General features: G+C 40.8%; 19 protein-coding genes. 6 read left to right on the top strand and 13 right to left on the bottom strand.

Features of this window, described 5'->3' with window-relative positions:
- Window positions 1–28: 28 nt before the first annotated feature.
- Both LX92_RS10020 and LX92_RS10015 read right to left on the bottom strand, forming a co-directional pair.
- Window positions 29–1303 carry an amidohydrolase gene (locus LX92_RS10020; RefSeq protein ID WP_109650174.1) on the bottom strand — a complete coding sequence of 425 codons (1275 nt, stop codon included), beginning with the start codon at window positions 1301–1303 and terminating at the stop codon, window positions 29–31.
- A gap of 11 nt (window positions 1304–1314) precedes the next feature.
- Entirely contained in the window at window positions 1315–1857 is a 543-nt protein-coding gene (locus LX92_RS10015; protein WP_109650173.1) for a DsrE family protein, read from the bottom strand.
- A 133-nt stretch (window positions 1858–1990) separates the two neighbouring features.
- Between LX92_RS10015 and LX92_RS10010 the strand changes: the two genes are divergently transcribed.
- From LX92_RS10010 to LX92_RS10000, 3 genes are read left to right on the top strand one after another with little or no spacing between them, the layout of a single operon-like run.
- Entirely contained in the window at window positions 1991–4330 is a 2340-nt protein-coding gene (locus LX92_RS10010) for an ATP-dependent helicase (protein WP_109650172.1), read from the top strand.
- A 28-nt stretch (window positions 4331–4358) separates the two neighbouring features.
- Window positions 4359–5243, top strand: coding sequence for a glycoside hydrolase family 16 protein (locus LX92_RS10005; RefSeq protein WP_109650171.1), 885 nt, complete (start codon window positions 4359–4361; stop codon window positions 5241–5243).
- Window positions 5244–5254: 11 nt separating this feature from the next.
- A complete protein-coding gene (locus LX92_RS10000; protein ID WP_109650170.1) occupies window positions 5255–5875 on the top strand; it encodes an L-threonylcarbamoyladenylate synthase in 621 nt (206 codons plus the stop codon).
- A 69-nt stretch (window positions 5876–5944) separates the two neighbouring features.
- On the opposite strand, the gene LX92_RS09995 is transcribed toward LX92_RS10000, so the two are convergent.
- The 3 genes from LX92_RS09995 to LX92_RS09985 form a co-directional block, all read right to left on the bottom strand.
- A complete protein-coding gene (locus tag LX92_RS09995) occupies window positions 5945–6796 on the bottom strand; it encodes an OmpA/MotB family protein (RefSeq protein WP_109650169.1) in 852 nt (283 codons plus the stop codon).
- Between the two features lie 109 nt (window positions 6797–6905).
- Window positions 6906–7907, bottom strand: a complete 1002-nt coding sequence (locus LX92_RS09990; RefSeq protein ID WP_109650168.1) for a glycosyltransferase family 2 protein — start codon at window positions 7905–7907, stop codon at window positions 6906–6908.
- Between the two features lie 12 nt (window positions 7908–7919).
- Window positions 7920–8366, bottom strand: coding sequence for a type I restriction enzyme HsdR N-terminal domain-containing protein (locus tag LX92_RS09985; protein ID WP_109650167.1), 447 nt, complete (start codon window positions 8364–8366; stop codon window positions 7920–7922).
- 26 nt (window positions 8367–8392) lie between these two features.
- Here LX92_RS09985 and holA point away from each other — a divergent pair, with 26 nt between their 5' ends.
- Window positions 8393–9394 carry a DNA polymerase III subunit delta gene (gene holA, locus LX92_RS09980; protein WP_109650166.1) on the top strand — a complete coding sequence of 334 codons (1002 nt, stop codon included), beginning with the start codon at window positions 8393–8395 and terminating at the stop codon, window positions 9392–9394.
- A 1-nt stretch (window position 9395) separates the two neighbouring features.
- Here holA and LX92_RS09975 read toward each other — a convergent pair whose 3' ends face one another.
- The 5 genes from LX92_RS09975 to uvrA all read right to left on the bottom strand — a co-directional run bounded on the left by LX92_RS09975 (window position 9396) and on the right by uvrA (window position 19036).
- The gene (locus LX92_RS09975) at window positions 9396–9773 is read right to left on the bottom strand and encodes a DoxX family protein (RefSeq protein ID WP_109650165.1); all 378 of its coding nucleotides are present in this window, start codon (window positions 9771–9773) and stop codon (window positions 9396–9398) included.
- 235 nt (window positions 9774–10008) lie between these two features.
- Window positions 10009–12423, bottom strand: a complete 2415-nt coding sequence (locus tag LX92_RS09970; RefSeq protein WP_109650164.1) for an alpha-ketoacid dehydrogenase subunit alpha/beta — start codon at window positions 12421–12423, stop codon at window positions 10009–10011.
- A 163-nt stretch (window positions 12424–12586) separates the two neighbouring features.
- Entirely contained in the window at window positions 12587–15349 is a 2763-nt protein-coding gene (locus tag LX92_RS09965; RefSeq protein WP_170117839.1) for a M1 family aminopeptidase, read from the bottom strand.
- Window positions 15350–15439: 90 nt separating this feature from the next.
- The gene (locus LX92_RS09960; RefSeq protein ID WP_109650162.1) at window positions 15440–16126 is read right to left on the bottom strand and encodes an LOG family protein; all 687 of its coding nucleotides are present in this window, start codon (window positions 16124–16126) and stop codon (window positions 15440–15442) included.
- Window positions 16127–16201: 75 nt separating this feature from the next.
- The gene (gene uvrA, locus LX92_RS09955) at window positions 16202–19036 is read right to left on the bottom strand and encodes an excinuclease ABC subunit UvrA (RefSeq protein WP_109650161.1); all 2835 of its coding nucleotides are present in this window, start codon (window positions 19034–19036) and stop codon (window positions 16202–16204) included.
- Window positions 19037–19150: 114 nt separating this feature from the next.
- On the opposite strand from uvrA, the gene LX92_RS09950 reads away from it, so the two are divergent.
- Entirely contained in the window at window positions 19151–19678 is a 528-nt protein-coding gene (locus LX92_RS09950; RefSeq protein ID WP_109650763.1) for a hypothetical protein, read from the top strand.
- A gap of 12 nt (window positions 19679–19690) precedes the next feature.
- On the opposite strand, the gene LX92_RS09945 is transcribed toward LX92_RS09950, so the two are convergent.
- Both LX92_RS09945 and LX92_RS09940 read right to left on the bottom strand, forming a co-directional pair.
- Window positions 19691–20350 carry a TIGR03915 family putative DNA repair protein gene (locus tag LX92_RS09945; RefSeq protein ID WP_109650160.1) on the bottom strand — a complete coding sequence of 220 codons (660 nt, stop codon included), beginning with the start codon at window positions 20348–20350 and terminating at the stop codon, window positions 19691–19693.
- A gap of 5 nt (window positions 20351–20355) precedes the next feature.
- Entirely contained in the window at window positions 20356–20541 is a 186-nt protein-coding gene (locus tag LX92_RS09940; protein ID WP_109650159.1) for a hypothetical protein, read from the bottom strand.
- 189 nt (window positions 20542–20730) lie between these two features.
- Here LX92_RS09940 and LX92_RS09935 point away from each other — a divergent pair, with 189 nt between their 5' ends.
- On the top strand, window positions 20731–21492 hold the full coding sequence (locus tag LX92_RS09935; RefSeq protein WP_109650158.1) for an XRE family transcriptional regulator: 762 nt from the start codon (window positions 20731–20733) through the stop codon (window positions 21490–21492).
- Between the two features lies 1 nt (window position 21493).
- On the opposite strand, the gene LX92_RS09930 is transcribed toward LX92_RS09935, so the two are convergent.
- Window positions 21494–21919 carry a GNAT family N-acetyltransferase gene (locus LX92_RS09930; protein WP_109650157.1) on the bottom strand — a complete coding sequence of 142 codons (426 nt, stop codon included), beginning with the start codon at window positions 21917–21919 and terminating at the stop codon, window positions 21494–21496.
- Window positions 21920–22012 lie beyond the last annotated feature (93 nt).

Below are 22012 nucleotides of genomic sequence, written 5' to 3'. Positions count from 1 at the left end.
CCTTTTGTTTTATTCTGCAATGTAGATACTATTGGTTCAAATAATCCAAACTCATTTCGGTTAGCGTTTTGACCCCAAGCAACAAGCCGCTATCATCAATAAGGAAATCTGGGGTATGGTGTGGAAAGGATTCGGTTGTACCGGGAGCCATTCCTCCTAAGAAAAAGAAAAAACCAGGGACTTCACGTTGAAAATAGGAGAAATCCTCGGCTCCGGTCGCGGCTTTCCGTGTTTGTACGTTGCTTTCACCAGCGACCCGTTTCATGGTAGGTAACATTTGCTCTACAAGGGCAGGGTCGTTGTAGGTGATGTCGGTAGCGTCCTTGATTTCAATGGTGGCATCACCACCATAGGCTTTTGCAATGGCAGGCACCATTTCCATCATTCTTTTGTTGATATGGTCTTTCATGTCATAATTCAAGGTCCTAATGGTCCCGATCATTTCGGCACTCTCGGGGATGATATTGAAACGCACCCCACTTTTGATCTTGCCCACGGTTATGACCGCGGCTTCATTGGTTAAATCGACTTCACGGCTGATGATCGTTTGCAAACCGTCGATGATTTTGGCACTGATCAAAATAGGATCAACACCCGACCAAGGTTGTGACCCGTGGCTTTGTTTTCCTTTAACGTTTATGGTGAAGCTTTGGGCAGCGGCCATGGTTCCTCCTGATTTATAGCGAATAATACCAACTGGAGTCTCCGAATTGATATGCAAACCAAAAATGGCATCCACATCGGGGTTCTTTAACACTCCTTCCTTAACCATGAGCAGGGCACCCCCTTCTTCCCCGGGTGGTGGACCTTCCTCAGCAGGTTGAAATATAAATTTTACGGTTCCTTTGATCTTATCCTTGTTTTTGGATAGGACCTCGGCCACTCCCATTAAAATAGCGGTGTGGGTGTCATGGCCACAAGCGTGCATTACCCCGACCTTTTCCCCTAAGAATTCAGAGGTTACATTGGATTTGTAAGGTAAATCATTACGTTCGTAAACAGGTAAGGCATCGATATCGGCCCTTAAGGCAATAACTTTCCCATCTTGTCCACCCTTTAAAATGCCAACAACACCTGTATGGGCAACTCCGGTTTGGACTTCAATTCCCAAAGACTTTAAATGTTTGGCAATTTTTTCAGCGGTTTTAAATTCGCGGTTCGACAATTCAGGGTTTTGATGAATCTCCCTTCGCCATTCAATCACCTTATTTTCAATCGCTTGGTAGTCTTTGTCAAGACTTGGGTTTTGGCCGAACGCCAAACTTCCGATAAGGAGTAGTACTAAACTGAAGTATTTATTCATAAGTATCTGGTTTAGAATTTAATGGTTTTGTAATCGTTATTTTGAAATTGGATCAAAGCGGTCATAGCCGAGAGCGATAATTGAACACCATCTATGAGTTCTTTTTGGGCTATGCCCCTCGACATAGCGGATTGTCCGCAGAAGACAACTTGTGCGCCTGCATCTATAAGAGCCTTGACCAAATCAATATTGGGGTTGTTTGTACCGTATCGTTTTTGGTAGGCTTCATTGTTCATAATGTCTTTTGAAGCTTTACTGTGTACGACCAATGCTATTTTCAATTGTTCTATTGGCACACCGTTTTGAGCATGCATATTCAAGAAGCGGGCAGCGGTTTCAATGGAGGAATTCAATGTACGATGTTCATCAGGGGAATTCATGATATCGAAGACCGCTTTGAAATCCATCGAGGTATCGGTTTTGAAATCAGGGGCATTTATGGTCCATACTTCCCCGAAATCTAAAATTATCGGTCCGGCTTTTTTGGTTTGTGCACCCATTGAAAGGCTAAGGATGAAACCAAGAAATAAAGGAATCGAGTTAAATTGGGGCATATTCGGACTTTTTATGCCTAAATATATTCAAATTGAAAGAATATTCAATTTTCATTGTTCATAATTATTGGGTGTAGCTTTTTAGGGTCCGGTGAATTAGTGCTAAATTCACCGCACTAAATTCCTGATTGTATTGAAAAATTTTATAGATGAATTAAATGAGGCCCAAAAGGCTCCCGTACTGCATAAAGACGGTCCGCTAATGGTTATTGCCGGTGCTGGTTCTGGAAAGACACGGGTTCTAACGTACCGCATTGCGCACCTAATGGCGCAGGGTGTGGACTCATTTAATATTTTGGCACTGACCTTTACCAATAAAGCGGCAAGGGAAATGAAAAAACGTATCGCTGATATTGTTGGTGATTCGGAAGCTAAAAATCTTTGGATGGGTACTTTTCACTCCGTTTTTGCGAAATTATTACGTTATGACGGGGATAAACTGGGTTACCCAAGTAATTTCACCATTTATGATACCCAGGATTCCCAACGTTTGATAGCCTCCATTATCAAGGAAATGGGATTGGATAAGGATATTTATAAGTATAAACAGATACAGAATAAGATATCATCGTACAAGAACAGTTTGATTACGGTAAAGGCTTATATGCAGAATCCCGAATTGATCGAGGCGGATGCCATGGCCAAACGTCCTAGAACAGGTGAGATTTATGAGGAATACGTCAATCGCTGTTTTAAGGCCGGTGCGATGGATTTTGATGATCTATTACTGCGCACCAATGAGCTTTTGACGCGGTTCCCAGAGGTTTTAATGAAATATCAAGATCGGTTCCGATATATTTTGGTGGATGAGTACCAAGATACCAACCATTCCCAGTATTTGATCGTTAAGGCACTTTCCGATCGGTACCAGAATATTTGCGTGGTAGGGGATGATGCACAAAGTATCTATTCGTTCAGGGGGGCCAATATCAGTAATATCCTGAACTTTCAGCGTGATTATGATAACGTTGGGATGTACCGGTTGGAACAGAATTACCGTTCTACCAAGAATATCGTTAACGCAGCGAACTCCATTATCGCGAACAATAAGAACCAACTTGAAAAGGAGGTATGGACGGACAATGATGATGGTCCGCCCATAAAAATACACCGTAGTATTACAGATGCCGAGGAAGGCCGTTTTGTGGCAGGTTCCATTTTTGAGAACAAAATGCAACAACAACTTCCCAATGGTGATTTCGCAGTCCTTTATCGAACCAATTCGCAGTCTAGGTCCATAGAGGATGCCTTGCGAAAGAGGGATATTCCGTACCGTATTTATGGTGGACTTTCCTTTTATCAACGTAAGGAGATTAAGGATGTACTGTCCTATTTACGACTGGTGATTAACCCGAAGGATGAGGAAGCCTTAAAACGGGTTATCAATTTCCCTGCCCGGGGTATTGGTCAGACAACGTTGGATAAGTTGGTTGTGGCCGCCAATCATTACGGTCGGTCTATTTTTGAGGTGATAGAGAATCTGGATCGTATTAATCTTAAAATAAATTCAGGAACCAAGCGAAAACTACAGGATTTTGTCACCATGATCAAGAGTTTTCAAATTATGAACGAAGGTGCCGATGCCTTTGCACTTGCGGAACATGTAGCCAAGAAAACAGGGATCCTTCTTGAATTTAAAAAGGATGGTACCCCCGAAGGGATTGCCCGAATGGAAAATATTGAGGGATTGCTTAATGGTATAAAGGATTTTGTTGAGGGACAAAAGGAAATTGCCGATGCTACTGGGAATATTGGGGAGTTTATGGAGGATGTGGCCCTGGCGACGGATTTGGACAATGATACCGGTGATGATGATAGGGTGGCCTTGATGACCATCCACTTGGCAAAAGGGCTCGAATTTCCCTATGTATATATTGTAGGGATGGAGGAGGATTTATTCCCATCGGCCATGAGTATGAATACGCGTAGCGAATTGGAAGAGGAACGGAGGTTGTTTTATGTGGCATTGACAAGAGCCGAAGAACAGGCCTATCTAACTTATACACAGAATCGATATCGCTGGGGTAAGCTTATCGATGCGGAACCTAGTCGGTTCCTCGAGGAAATTGACGAAAAATACGTGGAGAACCTAACACCTATAGATAAAGGTTATCGATATAAAACATTGATTGATGCCGATATTTTCGGGGAAGTGGATAAAAGCAGGTTACGACAAGTAAAACCTAAAACGGGCACACCGCCACCAATAGGCAAGCCCAACGAAAATCAATTGCGTAAGCTAAGAAAGTTGAAACCCGAATTGGCAAAACCTATAGGTAATACAAATGCAATAGATAGTAACCTTAAAGTAGGGGCCATTGTTAACCACACCCGATTTGGGAGAGGGGAGGTCATCAACATGGAAGGTGTAGGAAATGACAGAAAAGCAGAAATAAAATTCGATCAGGGTGATGTGAAGAAGTTGTTGCTGCGTTTTGCTAAACTGGAAGTGATTTCCTCTAAAGGGGATTAAATAATAATAGTCAATAATATACGGTTCAATGAAAAATCATCATCTAGGATATTCTGTTTTGGTTTTTTTGGTATTGATGGCTCAAGCCTGTAATGAATCCCCAAGCAGTAAGGAAAAGGAACAGGGGGGTGGGGTTCAGCAAGAAGACTATGATGTAAATGCCCCGGGTTATTGGGGTCGGGCAACATTGGTATGGAGCGATGAATTTGATGGTAATTCCCTTTCCAAAGCCAATTGGAAGTTTGAAACCGGCCAAAACGGTTGGGGCAATAATGAATTGCAGAATTATGTTGCCAATGATAATGTAGAGGTAAGTGATGGCACTTTAAAGATCAAAGCCATGAAAGTCGGGGATGGCCAAAGCGTGGGGGATTATACCTCAACACGATTGAACAGTAAGAAATCATTTGTTTATGGCCGAATGGAAATAAGGGCAAAATTACCTGAAGCAAGAGGGAACGGTCTTTGGCCGGCTTTGTGGATGCTTGGGGACAATATTTCCACTGTGGGATGGCCTGCTTGTGGTGAAATAGACATCATGGAATACGTAAGTTATGACCCGAACAACGTTCATTTTACCATACACAGTACGGCCAATAACCATGTTGATGGTACGGAGGCCTCTTCCGGACCTGTTGAACTGGAATCGGCTGAAGAGGATTTTCATAATTATGGGATGCTATGGTCCGAGGAGTATATGAAATTCTATATTGATGATATCGAAAATATTATATTTACCTTTAGGAGGCCAAAGGATTATAATGAAAGTAATTGGCCTTTCTCAAAACCCTTTTACTTTCTTATGAATATTGCTGTAGGAGGCAATTGGGGCGGAAAAGAAGGCGTGGATGATACTATTTTTCCGTCAACAATGGAAATTGATTATGTAAGGGTTTACCAGGTAACCCAATAAAGAATAGTATTATGGCGGAGTTGATCAGAATATACGAAGAGAATCCCAATCCGAAGGAGATAGCAAAGGTAATCAAGGTCCTTCGAAAAGGAGGACTTATCATTTATCCTACGGATACGGTATACGGTCTTGGTTGTGATATTACGAACACCCGGGCCTTGGAGAAAATAGCACGTATCAAGGGTGTTAAATTGGCAAAGGCCAATTGGTCCTTTATTTGCGCCGATTTAAGTAACCTATCCGATTATGTACGTCAAATAGACACTTCGACCTTTAAGATCTTAAAAAGGGCACTTCCTGGCCCTTATACGTTTATTTTACCCGGCAGTTCCAATTTACCAAAGGATTTCAAGAAAAAGAAAACTGTAGGTATTCGGATTCCGGATAATGCCATTGCCCAGACTTTGGTCAGGGAATTGGGGAATCCAATCGTATCCACATCGATTTATGATGAGGATGAGTTGTTGGAGTATACTACGGATCCCGAACTTATCTATGAAAAGTGGAACAACCTTGTCGATATAGTTATTGATGGGGGGTATGGGGACAATGTCGCGTCGACCGTAATTGACCTATCCGAGGAAGAACCCGAAATTCTTAGGGAAGGAAAAGGAAGTATAGATATTTTTTAAGAAATAAAAAGGCATAAAAAAACCGCCCAAACAATATGCTTGGGCGGTTTTTAGAATTTGTTGTGCAATCTATTTATTGATAGCAGGATCTTTCATTCCTTCTTCAATCATACTATAGAATTGATCGATTTTTGGAAGTACCACAATACGTGTTCTTCTGTTTTTGGATTTTTCTGTTTGTGAAACAGGTACATATTCAGCTCTACCGGCAGCAGTCATACGCTTAGGATCAACATTGTAATCCTTCTGTAGGATTCGAACAACAGCAGTAGCTCTCTTAACACTCAAGTCCCAGTTATCCAATAACACACCTTTTCTGTAAGGAACGTCATCAGTATGGCCCTCTACCATGAATTCGAAATCAGGTTTGTTGTTAACTACCTGTGCAACCTTACCAAGAACTTGTTTGGCCCTGTTGGTTACATTATAACTTCCGCTACTAAATAATAGCTTGTCGGAAATAGAGACAAATACAACGCCTTTTTCAACGCTGATTTCAATATCCTCATCATCCAAATTACCCAAAACACCTTTCAAGCTCTGTACCAAAGCAAGGTTTACAGAATCCCTTCTTGTAATGGCATTTTGTAATTTTCTGATGGTAAGGTCTTTTTCCTGTAAACTCTCAAGTGATTTTTCAAGGTTTTCCGCACCTTTTGTCGTTAAGGTGGTCAAATTACCCATGTTATTGATCAACTCTTGATTATTCGCCTTTAAGAATGCATTTTGATCCTCTAAGGTCTGCAATCTTGAAGATGCCGTGGCCTTATCTTCCAAACAACTGTTCAATTTAACCGTTGCTGAATTCAATAAATCCTGGGCTTCTTTGTGCTTGGCCTCTAAATCTGCATATTTCTTTTGTGAAACACATGACGATAACAACATAGTTATGCCTAAACAACCTAAAATAATTTTCTTCATAATCTCCGTTATAACTTGTTTTAATTATTGATAAACTTCTCTAAGAATAAAAGAACTAAATTCTATATCAAAATTATACAATTCGCTTTCCTTGTATGAGCTAAATTAGTTAATCTTTTATTAAAATGTTAAATTTCTTTACACCATCTACGAAATGGGACCATACTATGGATTTTGTGATGTAGTAATTTTTCAAAAAACTTGATTTCTCCCGTTTTCTGTACATCTTCCTAAATTTAGTGTAAAAGCTTAAATGGGCTTTGAGTATGGCCAAACAGTGACTGAATTTAGCTTGAAATACGAATCGTAGGGCAGCAACACCATCTAGGAGTAATCGAAATAAAATAATCAATAAGGCTTTACGTCTGGGTAGGTTCTTCGTGATGGAAAAAAGGGAGTTCCTAAAATTGAGATAGGTTTTTTTAGGGTTCATGTTACTCAGTGTCGAGCCACCTAAATGATATACTTTTGAAGTGCCTACATAATATACCCCATAGCCAACATTCTTGGCGCGCCAACACAGATCGACTTCCTCTTGGTGTGCAAAATATTCCTCATCAAATCCACCCAAGACATGGAAGACCCCACTTTTAATGAACATACATGCACCAGTGGCCCAAAATATCTCACGAATATCATCGTATTGTCCCTCATCCTTTTCCAGTTCCTGAAAAATACGTCCCCGGCAAAAAGGGTATCCCAATTGGTCTATGAATCCTCCCGCCGCACCAGCATACTCAAAATGATCCTTACGCATGAGGTCAAGGATTTTTGGTTGTACGATATCGACATTGGGCCTATTTTCCATAACCTCTTTAATGGGGACCAACCAATTCGGGGTGACTTCAACATCATTGTTCAATAAGCAAAACACATCGGCCTCTACTTTTTTCAAAGCGTCGTTATAGCCCTTGGCAAACCCCCCATTGGAGGCATTCCTTATGATGTTGATCTGAGGGAAATTGTTGTTTAGAAAATCGATTGAACTATCGGTAGAAGCATTATCGGCCACATAAATATCGGCGCCTTGCGAATATTGTATTACTGAAGGCAGGTATCTTTCCAAAAGAACCTCTCCATTCCAATTTAATATGACTATCGCTATTTTCAAAACGCTTGCAAATTAACGGCTAAAATCAGGAATTTGCTCTAAAAACATATATTTTTCTCTGTCATAGTCCATTTTGCAATAAAAATGCTGCAGGCCATTGGTAACCATTAGGTAGGTAGCCCTTAATTGCATGTTGTATCTAGCAATTTGATCAAAGGTATGTTGTGTAATGGCAATTTGTGGGGCTTTACACTCAACTAAGAGGATAATGTTGCCCAAGCTGTCAAAAACAACGACATCGTACCTTTTCTTTATTTTGTTTACAGTAACTTGTTTCTCAACATTGATCAGGCTTATTGGATATTTTTTTTCGTGGATCAAGAATTGCACCACATTTTGGCGAACCCATTCCTCGGGTTGCAATACCACAAATTTTTTGCGTATGGCATCAAAAATATGGATGTTATTTTCGCTATTTTTGAATCGAAAATCATAGACAGGGAAGTTTAGCCGTTGCATGTGACAAATTTGATGATTTTTTTTGAATGGAAGAAGTAAAACAAATAGTTGCCAATATTCGAAAGGGAAATATTAGTCCGTTATATTTTCTATTTGGGGAAGAGCCTTATTATATTGATAGGATTTCCCAATTCATTGAGAAAAATGTACTGTCGGAAGAGGAGAAGGGTTTTAACCAAATGGTCCTATATGGCAAAGACGTCAATATAGATGAAATCGTGGGGCAAGCCAAGCGCTACCCAATGATGTCCGAACGTCAAGTGGTTATCGTTAAGGAGGCCCAGGACCTTTCAAGGACCATTGAGCAACTGATCCATTATGCGGAAAATCCACAACCAACAACAGTACTGGTTATTTGTTACAAGTATAAAAAATTGGATAAACGCAAGAAGTTATACAAGGTAGTACAAAAAAATGGCGTCTTATTCGAGAGTAAGAAATTATATGAGAACCAAGTTTCCGACTGGATACGGAAGGTACTGCAGGGTAAAGGTTACAGCATCTCCCATAAGGCCTCCATCTTACTTGTTGAAAATTTGGGAACCGATTTAAGTAGGATCAGTAAGGAATTGGTGAAGCTTACCATGATCCTTCCCAAAGAAAGTCAGATAACCTCTGAAAATATTGAGGAACATATTGGTATAAGTAAAGACTACAATAATTTTGAATTGAAAAAGGCCATTGGGGAGAGAGACGTGCTTAAGGCCTATAAGATAATCAACTATTTTTCCCAAAACCCGAAAGACAATCCGTTTGTGTTGACGGTAACCCTATTGCACAGCTTTTTTTCACAATTACTGCAGTATCATGGGCTGAATGACCGTTCACCAAAGAATGTGGCCAGTGCCTTACGGATAAATCCATATTTTGTGGAAGAGTACCAAGTCGCTGCAAGGAATTATCCCATGAAAAAGGTAAGCGCCATTGTTTCCCATTTGCGGGAGATGGATCTTAAAGGAAAAGGGGTAGGGGCCAATGCCTTGCCCTCATCGGATTTATTGAAGGAGTTATTGGTGAATATTTTATAAATCACCTCTTGTCAACACTGAATTTTCCGGGTCCTAATAAGATAATCGCTACAAAGAAAACCAAATAGACCAAAGCCATTTCCTTTTTGCCAAAAGGGTCGGCCGCATGAACGATGAATGCAGCGACCAGCATGGTTATCGCCGGTGGTATGGCCATTAAACGCGTTTTAATCCCTATGATAATCAAAATAGGGCAAAAGAACTCAGCAATTACGGTAAGAAACAAGGAAGGGGTTGCTCCGATTCCGATAGGGTCTCCGAATTCAAAATTACCACTTATCAATTTCTGGAACTTGGGAAGACCATGGGTAATCATCATTAATGAGGGAGCTATTCTTAAGAAAGCCAAGCCGATTTGGGAGGTAAGGTTGTTTTTCATAAAGTGTAAAATTTGAAAGCCATTAAAAGTACCAATTTTTTAATTAATCTAAAAGGCGATGTTGGGTTCGGTAAAGGCTTGTGAATAAAAGATTTATGCTAAAACAGAGGATTTTTGGCGTTACCGGAATCCATTTTTACGCCATTAATTATATTTCTTGCCAAAAAAGTTTTAGAAGAAATGGAACATAAAAAAATCCACCGATCGGTGGATTTTAAAAAAAGGTAGTATAGGGTTATCTTAATTTAGGATAATCGGAAGGATTGGCTTCATGCATGATGGCATAAACCGTTTCGAAAATATCCTCGGCATTTGGTTTTGAAAAGTAATCGCCATCCGTACCATATGCTGGTCGGTGAGCTTTACTGGTCAGTGTTTGGGGTTGACTATCCAGATACTTGTATCCGCCTTGTTTCTCTACTATTTCGCGTATTAGATATGCTGAACATCCACCTGGTACATCTTCGTCTATAACCAATAGTCTATTGGTTTTTTGAACACTTTTAACCGTATCGTGATTGATGTCGAATGGCAATAGGGTCTGGGCGTCGATGACCTCCGCATCTATACCCACTTCGGCAAGTTCCTTGGCCACCCTTAACACAATGCGCACTGTAGATCCATAGGAAACCAAAGTAATGTCATTACCGGTTTTTAAGGTCTCGACCACCCCGATGGGGGTACAGAACTCCCCAAGGTTTTCAGGTTTTCTCTCTTTTAAGCGATACCCGTTCAAACTTTCTATGACCAAGGCCGGTTCGTCGCTTTTCATTAAGGTGTTGTAAAAACCAGCTGCCTGGGTCATATTCCTAGGCGTCAGAATGTACATGCCCCTCAAAAGGTTAATAAGTCCTCCCATTGGGGATCCGGAATGCCAAATACCTTCCAATCGATGTCCTCTGGTACGAACAATCAATGGCGCTTTTTGTTTTCCCGAACTTCGGTAAAGCATCGTGGCCAAATCATCGGTTAGCGGAGAAGTGGCATAAAAAATATAATCCAGGTATTGGATTTCAGCTATGGGGCGTAACCCTCTAAGCGCTAACCCTATACCTTGTCCTATAATCGTGGATTCCCGTATTCCCGTATCGGCAACCCGTATTTTCCCATATTTTTTTTGAAGCCCTTCCAAGCCTTGGTTGACGTCTCCTATCGTACCACTGTCCTCACCGAAAACCATGGCTTCTGGATATTTATCGAACAATCTGTCAAAATTGTCCCTTAATATAACCCTACCATCAACCTCTTCTAGAATGTCGGTGTTGTAAATGGGCTTGACAGCCGGGATATTCGTGGCCCTATTAGGTTTGTCACTATATAGGTTAACACTGAATTTATGTTGCGTCTTTTCGAGAAAATCATTTATCCAATTAACCAAGGCATCCTTTTCTTGGGATTCTTCCCCTATCAGATAGCGTAGGGTTTTTCGGGAAATAACCCCTAAATCCTTCTTAAGGGGTTCTTCTATGGCGATAAGGTCATTTCTTAATTTCGCTATGAAATTGCGATTGGCACTTTTGCTGGCGACATTGTTCATTAGGTCTAACAGCACTTTCTTCATTTTTTTGTGCTGATCCAAAAATTCGGCCCAAGCATCATTTTTTGAAGCCCTTACCTTTTGTCGTATTTCCCGTTCCATTTTGGAAAGCTCTTCGGGTGTTGCAATTCCCGATTCCAAAATCCATTCCTTAAAACGTTTATTACAGTCATTGTCTTTTTCCCATTGGAGGCGTTCAGCACTTTTATATCTTTCATGCGATCCGGAGGAGGAGTGGCCTTGAGGCTGTGTCAGCTCCGTTACATGTATGATTACGGGTACATGTTGTTCCCTGGCGATATCCGAAGCGTTTTCATATACATGCATCAATGCCGTATAGTCCCAACCCTTGACCTTTAACAATTCATATCCTGCGTGATCCTCATCCCTTTGAAATCCGGATAACAGTTTCGAAATATCCTCTTTGGTCGTGTGGTATTTGGCCGGTACGGAAATACCATATTCATCATCCCAAACACTCACGATCATAGGGACTTGAAGTACACCACCTGCATTGATCGTTTCAAAAAACAATCCTTCACTTGTACTGGCGTTTCCTATCGTACCCCAAGCGACCTCATTGCCCTTGTCAGAGAATTTGGTGGCATCTACGCCAGTCAAATGACGATATACCTTGGAAGCTTGTGCCAGTCCTAGTAATCGCGGCATTTGGCCTGCGGTACAAGAAATGTCGGCACTACTGTTTTTTTGTTGTGTCAGGTCTTTCCAAGAGCCATCTTCGTTTAAACTAAAGGTCATAAAATGCCCTCCCATTTGCCTTCCGGCACTCATGGGTTCCTTGTTGATGTCCGTAGTGGCATAAAGGCCATGAAAGAATTCCTTGGGGCTAAGTAGTCCCAACGCCATCATAAAAGTCTGGTCGCGATAATATCCACTTCTAAAATCCCCATTGCGAAAAGCTCGGGCCATGGCTAATTGGGGCAATTCCTTACCGTCTCCGAATATACCGAATTTAGCCTTCCCCGTAAGTACTTCTTTTCGCCCTAAAAGGCTACACACCCTACTCATGAAAGCTATTTGGTAATCTTGTAGGATCTGGGTTCTAAAATCATCAAAAGAAATATCTGTACTTGTTTTTGGAGAGATGTCCATATACTGTGGTTTGACTTTTTACAAAAGTACCAAACGACTTGCGATTTTGCAATTGATAAATAGGTTAAAATATTTAACAATTATTAATAAATTTCGCAAATAAGTAGGTAATATTTATGATTTGAAAAAATATTGGCTTAATAATTGGGGATATGGCAAGGATTTAGAACCATTTTCTCGTAAACAACCCTGTTAATGTCTTAGGGCTAAGGGTAACTATGAATCGTATTTTCTCCTCATAACTGGGTTGGGATACTTCCCATCCATTATTGGAGTACAATGGAAAATAGAGTTCAAAATAATCAGTGACCAAATTTAAGCGAATACCCGAATCATAGACCAACCGTTCTTTAGTCTCTTTTCTTTTTATAAACCCGAAATCACTGTAGAATTCAATCCAGCGCCAAACATTGATGCTGGTATTTACGGTAGCCATCCAGTTATTCGAGAATGGGTTGTCCAATTTTGACTTAAACCCGCCTTCTGCGATAATGATTTGTTGGCTGTAAATGCCCGTCTCTTCAGATCGCCCCAAGTAGCTATAATCGAAGAGGTAATCATTGGGCCTATCAAGGGCAAAGTCGAAAAACCTAATATCGGGGCGAATGGAATTATTCAAGAACTTACCTGCGAAAAACCTAAAATTGAATTGTCTATTGTTCTCGAACAATTTACGATACTCGAGTTCAAAGGAAAGTTTGCTAAAGTCCTTGCCATATTGGGCATCCGCAAACCAGGAAAAATAATCGACTATACCATTGTCCCTATGGGTAAAACGTGCGTTTAAAACGCTGTAATCGGGATCTGTTTCGACATTTTCAAGGTTTTCATCCAGACTTCGGAATACATTGACGTGGCGTATACTCAGAAAATCCCTTTTGTTCGAGCGTAGGTCGTCAGGGCGCCATCCAAAACCTATCGAAGGGGTAATGGTCGTATATCTCGAGTTCTTCTGATAATGGGATGTTGATGCCCTAAAACCATAATTGGCAACGTATAGGCCACTTTTGCTTAAATATTTTCGGTAGTTGAATTTACCGAACCCGACCAAAGCCTTTTCCTTAATGGCATACGAGGGTGCAAAGTCGTATACGAAGGGTTTTTCCAAAAAGGTCTTGTTGTAGATCCGCATACCGGGAGACCAACCGTCATAAATATTGAAATTAAGGACGGGTACATAGAAGACTTGATTGTAATAGGGGTCTTCGGTATCCTTAAAAAAACGAAATTGTAATTTTTTGTTGCTCGAAAAAAATCCTTTCAACGATTTCCAGTTATCCCTTTCATTGAATTCGGGTATTTTGTGGTCGTAGTTCAAGACCATTCGTTCCTCCTCGCCTCGTGGAATGGTAAAGGTTTTCTCGGATGTAATATCGGTAAACCAGTATTTGGAAATAACAGTATCGTTCTTGATACCAAAAAGGGAAATGGGAACATTCGTCCCTTCCTTATTCTTGAGTGTGATTCTTAAGGAATCATCCAATTTGGTGATTTTCTTTATTTTGAAATCTATCTTTTTGGCAGTTGAGAGGTAATCCCTGAAAAACCAATCAATATCAGTATCGGTCGATCGTTTTAAAATGGATTCGAAATCGATTACTTTGGCGGAATTCAAGGAATAATGCTTGAAATAGGTTTTGATACTTTTATCGATCTTGTCCTTTCCAATATAGTCGGCCAAATAGGATAAACCCATACCGGCCTTGTATTTGTTGGCAATCTTTTGATTGAATTTTATAAGGGAGTCATTCGGTGTCCTAAGGGGTTGGTCCAGGTTTTTCCGGGCTGTGAGCATATACAGAAATGGATATTGTTCGTTAAAGTCCATTTTTGCCAAATTAAATCCACGGATACCCCACATTTTCGATAGTTTTCCCAAGAGTTTTTGGTTGGGATAATACTCTTCCACATAATCTATCATTAGATAATTGGCAATGGCATCCTTCAACCATTGTTCTTTTCTGGGGTCGAGGTATAGGGTTTCTTCCAAAAATTTGTTCAATGCCGTTTTTAGGAATTTCATTTCAAACTGAAATTGCTCTTCATAAGGCCTTATAAAATTCGGTAGTTGGCTTATGCCATATAAAGGGCTCTTATTGTAATTCTTTTGGCTTACCAATAGTTGTGAATGGGGGTATTTGCCAAGATTGTCATAAATGAATTTGGAGACCTTATCTATTGAGATACCTTGGGATATTACATCATATTTGGGTGAATGCAAATCGGTGACCACGGTCATATAGGGCGTTACATGTGTCTTGAATTTTTGGAACGGACTCAGGATGATCTCACAGTTCTTTTGCTTTAAGGCTTCGAGCTGGGTTTGTTTGCCGTTGGAAAAATTGGAAGTGCCAAGGTTTCTGTAATTGGTGGTTAGGTAAAGGTTCTTGGGGTATTGGAAACTAACCCTGGTCGTGGTAATATCGGTATATAAATCCTCGAGGTCCTTGTTGGAATACAAATGCCATTTGCCATTATTGAAAACGGCAGGGGACAAATACCAATCTTTTAAATAGTACTCATTTCTGTTGTTGTAACCATATGATGTATACTTGTCTGGAGGTAATTTAACGGTATAGGTCATATAGAGCTGAACTTGGTCACCCGGCTTTAGGGGTTTGTTCAGGATAACCTTTATAATGTCCTTTTCAGCTGTCCGCTCCCAGTTCAACCCCCTGTACTCGTCATCCACGGCACTTAGAATGGTGGTTTTTCCACGTTCTTGGTCTTTTGCCAAGTGGAGGCTTTTTTTGAATTCCTGGGCAAATCTTTTGGCAAGGCCTGTGTTTTTGTCTGAGTAGGCGTGTGCCCAATCATTGAAATAGAGTACATCCAATGTATACTTTGAAGAATTCTTATAAATGAATTCTTGCTGTATGTTCAATTCCTTGGTATCCCCGTTCAACCTAACGGATAGGGTGTTCATATGCTGGCAATGCGCATATTGAAACCCTAGTAGAAAGGTTGTTATACCAAAAAGGAAATTATAATATACTCTCTTTTTCAATGATTACATTTAGAAATTTGGGCTTAAAGAACGGCCTTTGTAGAAAGAATCAAGGATATCAACAACCTCATCCGCTGTATCGACCATTTTTATAAGGTCTAAATCCTTCTCACTAATATTTCCGGCTTTTAGCATCGTGTCTTTGACCCAATTGATTAATCCTCCCCAAAACTTGGTACCCACTAAGATAATAGGAAATTTTTCAATTTTGTTGGTTTGTATCAAGGTTATGGCTTCAAATAACTCGTCCAAAGTACCAAAACCCCCTGGCATAACCACAAAACCTTGGGAATACTTTACGAACATTACCTTTCGAACGAAGAAATAATCAAAATCAAGACTTTTATCACTGTCTATATATGGATTGTCATGTTGCTCAAAAGGAAGGTCTATATTCAGTCCAACGGAAGTACCTCCCGCCAAATGGGCTCCTTTGTTACCTGCTTCCATTATTCCAGGTCCACCACCGGTAATAACCCCATAGCCGGCCTCAGCGATTCTTTTCGAAATATCCACGGCAAGTTGGTAAAATTCCATATTCTCTTTGGTCCGAGCAGAACCGAAAACAGAGACACAAGGCCCAATTTTACTCATTTTTTCAAAACCACTGACAAATTCACCCATGATTTTGAATATGGCCCATGAATCGTTGGTCTTAATTTCATTCCAACCTTTAAAATGTTGCTCTTTTCTCATTGTATAACTTATGTTTTATGATGTATTTCATTCGATTAAATAATGCTTTACCATTACTAATCGTATTGATCACAATTATAAACCCAATTCAGGTCTTAAAAATTGTGCGGTGTAACTTTTTTCGTTTTTACAGATTTCTTCGGGCGTACCTTCGGCGACGACCATTCCTCCGCCACGACCACCTTCGTATCCTATGTCGATGATATGGTCGGCCATTTTAATGACATCCAGATTATGCTCGATCACCAAGACGGTATTCCCCTTGTCCACGAGTTTGTTCAGTACTTCCATTAAGACCCTGATGTCTTCAAAATGTAGCCCCGTGGTTGGCTCGTCCAAGATATAAAAAGTATTGCCAGTATCCCGTTTTGAAAGTTCAGTTGCCAATTTTATCCGTTGGGCCTCTCCGCCGGAAAGCGTGGTGGATTGCTGCCCTAGGGAAATATAACCTAATCCCACATCTTGAATGGTCTTTAGTTTTCTATGGATTTTGGGAATCAATTCAAAAAAATTGACGGCATCGTTTATGGTCATTTCCAAAACATCGGAGATTGATTTTCCCTTATATCGTATTTCTAAGGTCTCCCTATTAAAACGCTTACCGTTACATGTTTCGCATTCGACATATACATCCGGTAAAAAGTTCATTTCAATTACCCGGAGTCCACCACCTTGACAAGTTTCACACCTACCCCCTTTGACATTAAAACTAAATCGTCCTGGCTTATAACCTCTTATGGCTGCCTCTGGGGTTTTTGAGAAAAGGGAACGTATTTCACTGAATACCCCTGTATACGTGGCTGGGTTGGACCGGGGGGTACGTCCAATCGGACTTTGGTTGATGTCTATGACTTTATCGATGTGCTCTAATCCCTTTATTGATTCATAGGGCATGGGCTTACGGACACCATTGAAATAATGTGCGTTCATAATAGGGTAGAGGGTCTCATTGATCAATGTGGATTTGCCACTGCCCGAAACCCCGGTTACCCCGATCATTTTGCCCAAGGGAATACGAATGCTTACGTTCTTTAAATTATTTCCTGTACAACCCGACAGGACGATATTCTTACCATTCCCTTTTCTGCGTTTTTTGGGAACGGCTATTGTTCGCACCCCCGTAATGTAATCGGCCGTTAGGGTATTGTGGTGTTTCAGTTCCGCAGGCGTACCCTGTGAAATGATTTCGCCCCCATGGTGACCGGCTTTTGGTCCGATATCTATAACGTGATCGGCCCTTTCGATCATATCGCGGTCATGTTCTACAACAATGATTGAATTTCCAATATCCCGAAGGGCTTCCAAGGAGCTGATCAATCGGTTGTTATCCCGTTGGTGAAGGCCAATACTCGGTTCATCCAATATATAAAGTACACCGACCAATTGAGTGCCTATTTGGGTAGCCAAACGAATACGTTGCGCCTCGCCCCCAGAAAGTGATTTGGAACTGCGGTCCAAGGAGAGGTAATCCAAACCGACATCCAATAAAAACTGGATCCTGGTTTTAATCTCCTTGATGATTTCCTCGGCGATCTTAAGTTGGTTGCCTTTTAACCTCTTTTCCAATCCGTTGAAGAAATCAGCCACTTCGGCAATATCCATATGGGATATTTCGGCAATGGTTTTCTCTTCGATCTTAAAATTCAACGATTCTTTGCGTAACCGCGTACCGTTGCAGGTGGGACAGGTAATCTTGTCCATATACTCTTTGGCCCATCGTTTAATGGAAGTGCTGTCAGATTCTTCGAACTGGTTTTTGATGAAGTTCGATATGCCTTCGTAATCGATCTTATAATTTCGCTTTACGCCCAAGGTCTTCGATTCGATATCAAAACTATCCTTTCCTCCGTGCAATAAAACATCAATGGCTTCATTGGGTATTTTAGTAATGGGGTCTGATAGTTCAAAATCATAACGTTTGGCTATGGTTTCGATTTGTTTGAATGCCCAGGACTTTTTATACGGCCCTAATGGCGCAATACCACCGGCATGGATAGAAAGTTTTTTGTTCGGGAAAATCTTCAACTCATTTACCTCGTATACGTGACCCAGACCGTTGCATCGATTACACATGCCCTTGGGTGAATTGAAGGAAAAGGTATTGGGCTCGGGGGTTGGATAGGAAATACCTGTTGATGGACACATAAGGTCACGACTGAAATACCGGGGTTCCTTGGTACCTTCCTCCAAAACCATCAATACGTTATCACCGCTATACATGGCGGTATTCAAGGATTCGGTTATTCGTTTGTCCAATTCCGTGTCCTCGGCGATCTTTAGGCGATCTATGACAATTTCAATATCATGGGTTTTGTAACGGTCGACCTTCATTCCCTTTACAATATCCTTGATTTCACCGTCTACACGGACCTTTACGAAGCCTTGCTTTGCGATTTGCTCAAACAACTCCCGGTAATGTCCTTTTCTCGATTTAATGATTGGGGCGAGAATATTGATTCTTTTGCCATCGTAATCCGTTTTAATGAGTTCTTTGATCTGCTCATCGCTATAACTGACCATTTTCTCTCCAGTATTATAGCTGTATGCATCTCCCGCACGGGCAAAAAGCAACCTTAGGAAGTCATAGATTTCCGTAATGGTCCCCACTGTGGATCTCGGTGATTTTGAGGTGGTCTTCTGTTCAATGGCGATTACAGGGGAGAGTCCGTCGATTTTATCAACATCGGGCCGCTCAAGTCCACCCAAAAATTGTCGGGCATAGGCCGAAAAGGTTTCGATATACCTACGCTGACCTTCGGCATAAATGGTGTCGAAGGCAAGTGATGACTTACCACTTCCGGAAAGACCGGTGATGACCACCAATTTCTCCCTGGGTATCGTTACATCTATATTTTTGAGGTTGTGCACGCGTGCTCCTTTGACCTCGATATTTTCCTCGTAGTTTGTCATCCTTTTATGGCAAAGTTGCAAAGGTACGGTTTTGCCCCATTAAAAGGAAGCTGCCGAAGTTTTGATTTATCAATCCTGAAAGTTAATTTTGGTTTAAAATTTATCATTTTTCTTATGAAATTATTAGGCATAGGTTCTAGGATAGAGCATCCTGAATTGGGTAAAGGGGTTGTGACCAACCTTACTTCACAACAGTATTGGGTAACTTTTATCGATGGCGGATTGGAAACTATTGATATCGATACGCAATTTGATGTTATAGAAGCTGTTACCGATGAAGTGGACACGGTTAGCTTTTCTGATGTTGAGTTAAGCTTGATATCGATTTTGAGAAAGTGGAGCGATATCAATAATGCGACAGCTTTGGCCAGTAAATGGAAAGGTGGCTCGTTGATCCTCAAACCTGGTGAGGCCAGTCTATCTGATAAGGAAATATCCATAGATACCTTCTTTCATAAAATTGTTATGGTACGGGACAGGATTCGGGTGATGGAACAAAAGATAAACGCCAGCAAGAATTTGGATGATCAGGAAAAGGTTGATTTACAGCAATATATAACCCGTATTTATGGTAGTTTAACCTCTTTTAATGTGCTTTTCCAAAATAAGAGCGACCATTTTGTTGGGGAAAGGACCAAGTAATTTTGTCGGTTATTACATGGCCATCCTGTAGCTTGTCTCTAAATAAGGATTGGCATGTATTTTACCCATTAAGTAGCTCTCCTTGGTTTCCTTTGAAATGATTTCAAGGGAAAGGCCATTGTAATATACACCATATTGGCGCTTGTTATCATAGATGATCCAATGTTGTTTCGGGTATTTATACCTAAAATGTCGGGAGATGAGGGGTAGTATATTGAAACTGGGTTCCAAATCAGCATAATATATGCAAACATCGTCCTTTAGAAAATCCACAGAACTTTCGATATACGATTTCTCCCTGTTCACTTGCAATGCCAATTTGGAAATTTTGGTTTCAATCAATGCTGATTGTTCCACATCGTGGGCATTCAGCATGCCGTATAATTTCCTGACATATTCGTAGAGCATAAAATCAACCCCATCAGCCTCACTTAAAAAGGCAAAATAAATCGTTCTTATGGCTGTGTGACTTTTCTTTTCGAGGCTTTTCCAAATGGATTCCGCCTTAGCCTTATGGGTAGTAATGACTAGCTGGTCCATAAAAAGCCCTTCTTGCTTGGTTTTGCTTTTTTGGAACCCCATTACCTCGATATTGTTTTCAAGTGCAATATGTAAGGAAGTAAGAAAACCATTGAAACTCCCATCATAGATTAATACCCTAGAATTCTCCATAATTTTTAAAATAAACTTAATTGAACGCTGTTTCTGGCAAATCGATCTTTATCGACACCCTTTTTGGCCAAAACGGGCCGGGTGTTCGTTCGGGCCAAAATAATATTGACCATCTTGTTTCCACTAGGGACATCCCTTGTGCCTGCTTGGGCGAAAAAACCAAGTTTGTCCTGAATTGTAGTATTTGTCATATTGTTATTGGTATATAATCCAAAAATATGGAATAATTCCTAATTATGGAAATATTCCAATAATATTTTGGATATATTCCTAAATATGTATCTTTGGGAAGTGAAAACCAATATGGCCCCTCGAGCGCAGTCGAGAGGTAGTACTATTCATTGATTTAGGTCTCGACTGCGCTCGACCGGACAGGGATTATGGAAAATGAACTTATATTAAAACGGTTTACCGAGGTGCGTAGGACGCTAGGGTATACGCAGGCCGAATTTGCAAAGGTTTTGGGTATTAGTAATACAACGGCGGATATTGAAAGAGGGAGGACAAAATTATCGGGTAGGGTAGTTGCCGAGCTTTTGAAACAATTCAAGATAAACCCCTTATGGTTGTTTGGGGAAAGTGGGATGCAGTATTTGGAAACTTCCAACACAAGTGTGATTCCTAAGGTCGTTACCGTAGATTCTTCCGACAATGAAAATATGGTATTGGTAAATGCAAAGGCGGCCGCAGGGTATCCGCAAAATATACAGGATACTAGTTGGTATAAACAATTGCCGGCATTTGATTTGCCGTTGCCGGAATTCAGGAATGCCACGTATAGGGGGTTTCAGGTTGAGGGGGATAGTATGTTGCCTAACTTGAAACCGGGGGAATGGGTTTTGGCCAAAGCGGTTGAGGATATTTCACATGTTAGTCCCAATAAAATTTATGTCGTGGTTTTGCAGGATGCTGTTTTGGTAAAGAAAATCGAAAAGGCCCCTACTTCCAACAATATTACTTTAATATCCTTGAATGAAACCTATCCACCTTACGAAATTGAACCGCAACAGGTGCAGGAAATATGGCAGGTAAACAGTAAGATAACCTTTGGGGTAGATGCCACCACGGAAAAGGGGCTGTTGCGACAATTACAAGAGTCCATGGAGGAATTGAAAAATCAGTTCAACCAAGGCAGAAACTAACTTATAGCTTCAGGGTGTACATGCCGCTGTTCTTTAAATTGAAACCCAAACTGGTGTAAAGCGCAATGGCTGGTTTTCGATGATGTCCACTGAAAAGCAATATTTCGGACAGATGAAGGTTTTGTCCTTCCCGAATAAGGAGCTCCATTAATTTTCTACCAAGCCCTTTGCCGCGATATTCCTCTAATAGTACCACATCCTCGACCATTCCTTTATAGCCCGATATGACCTTGTAAGTTGCCAAGGTAGCCATTCCTACCAATTTTCCGTTCTCCCAACAGCCTGCAAAGACGAATTCGTTGCCTTGTGCCATTACTTGGGCTATATCCCATTGTACTATGTCAGCACTCAATACCTGAAACAGGTCATGGACCTGCTTGCTTAAATCCGGGGTTATATCATCCTTTTGTAAAATACGTAATGTCATAGGAGTCCTTTTTTATAGGATTAAAAATAGCGAATTTTCACGGATTCTTTTATTATGGATTATTGTGATGTAGTTAAACCCGGCTAAAATGTA

Origin of the sequence: Maribacter polysiphoniae, from assembly GCF_003148665.1 — a bacterium.
Lineage (GTDB): Bacteria > Bacteroidota > Bacteroidia > Flavobacteriales > Flavobacteriaceae > Maribacter_A > Maribacter_A polysiphoniae.
This window is presented reverse-complemented; position numbering and strand designations above follow the sequence as displayed.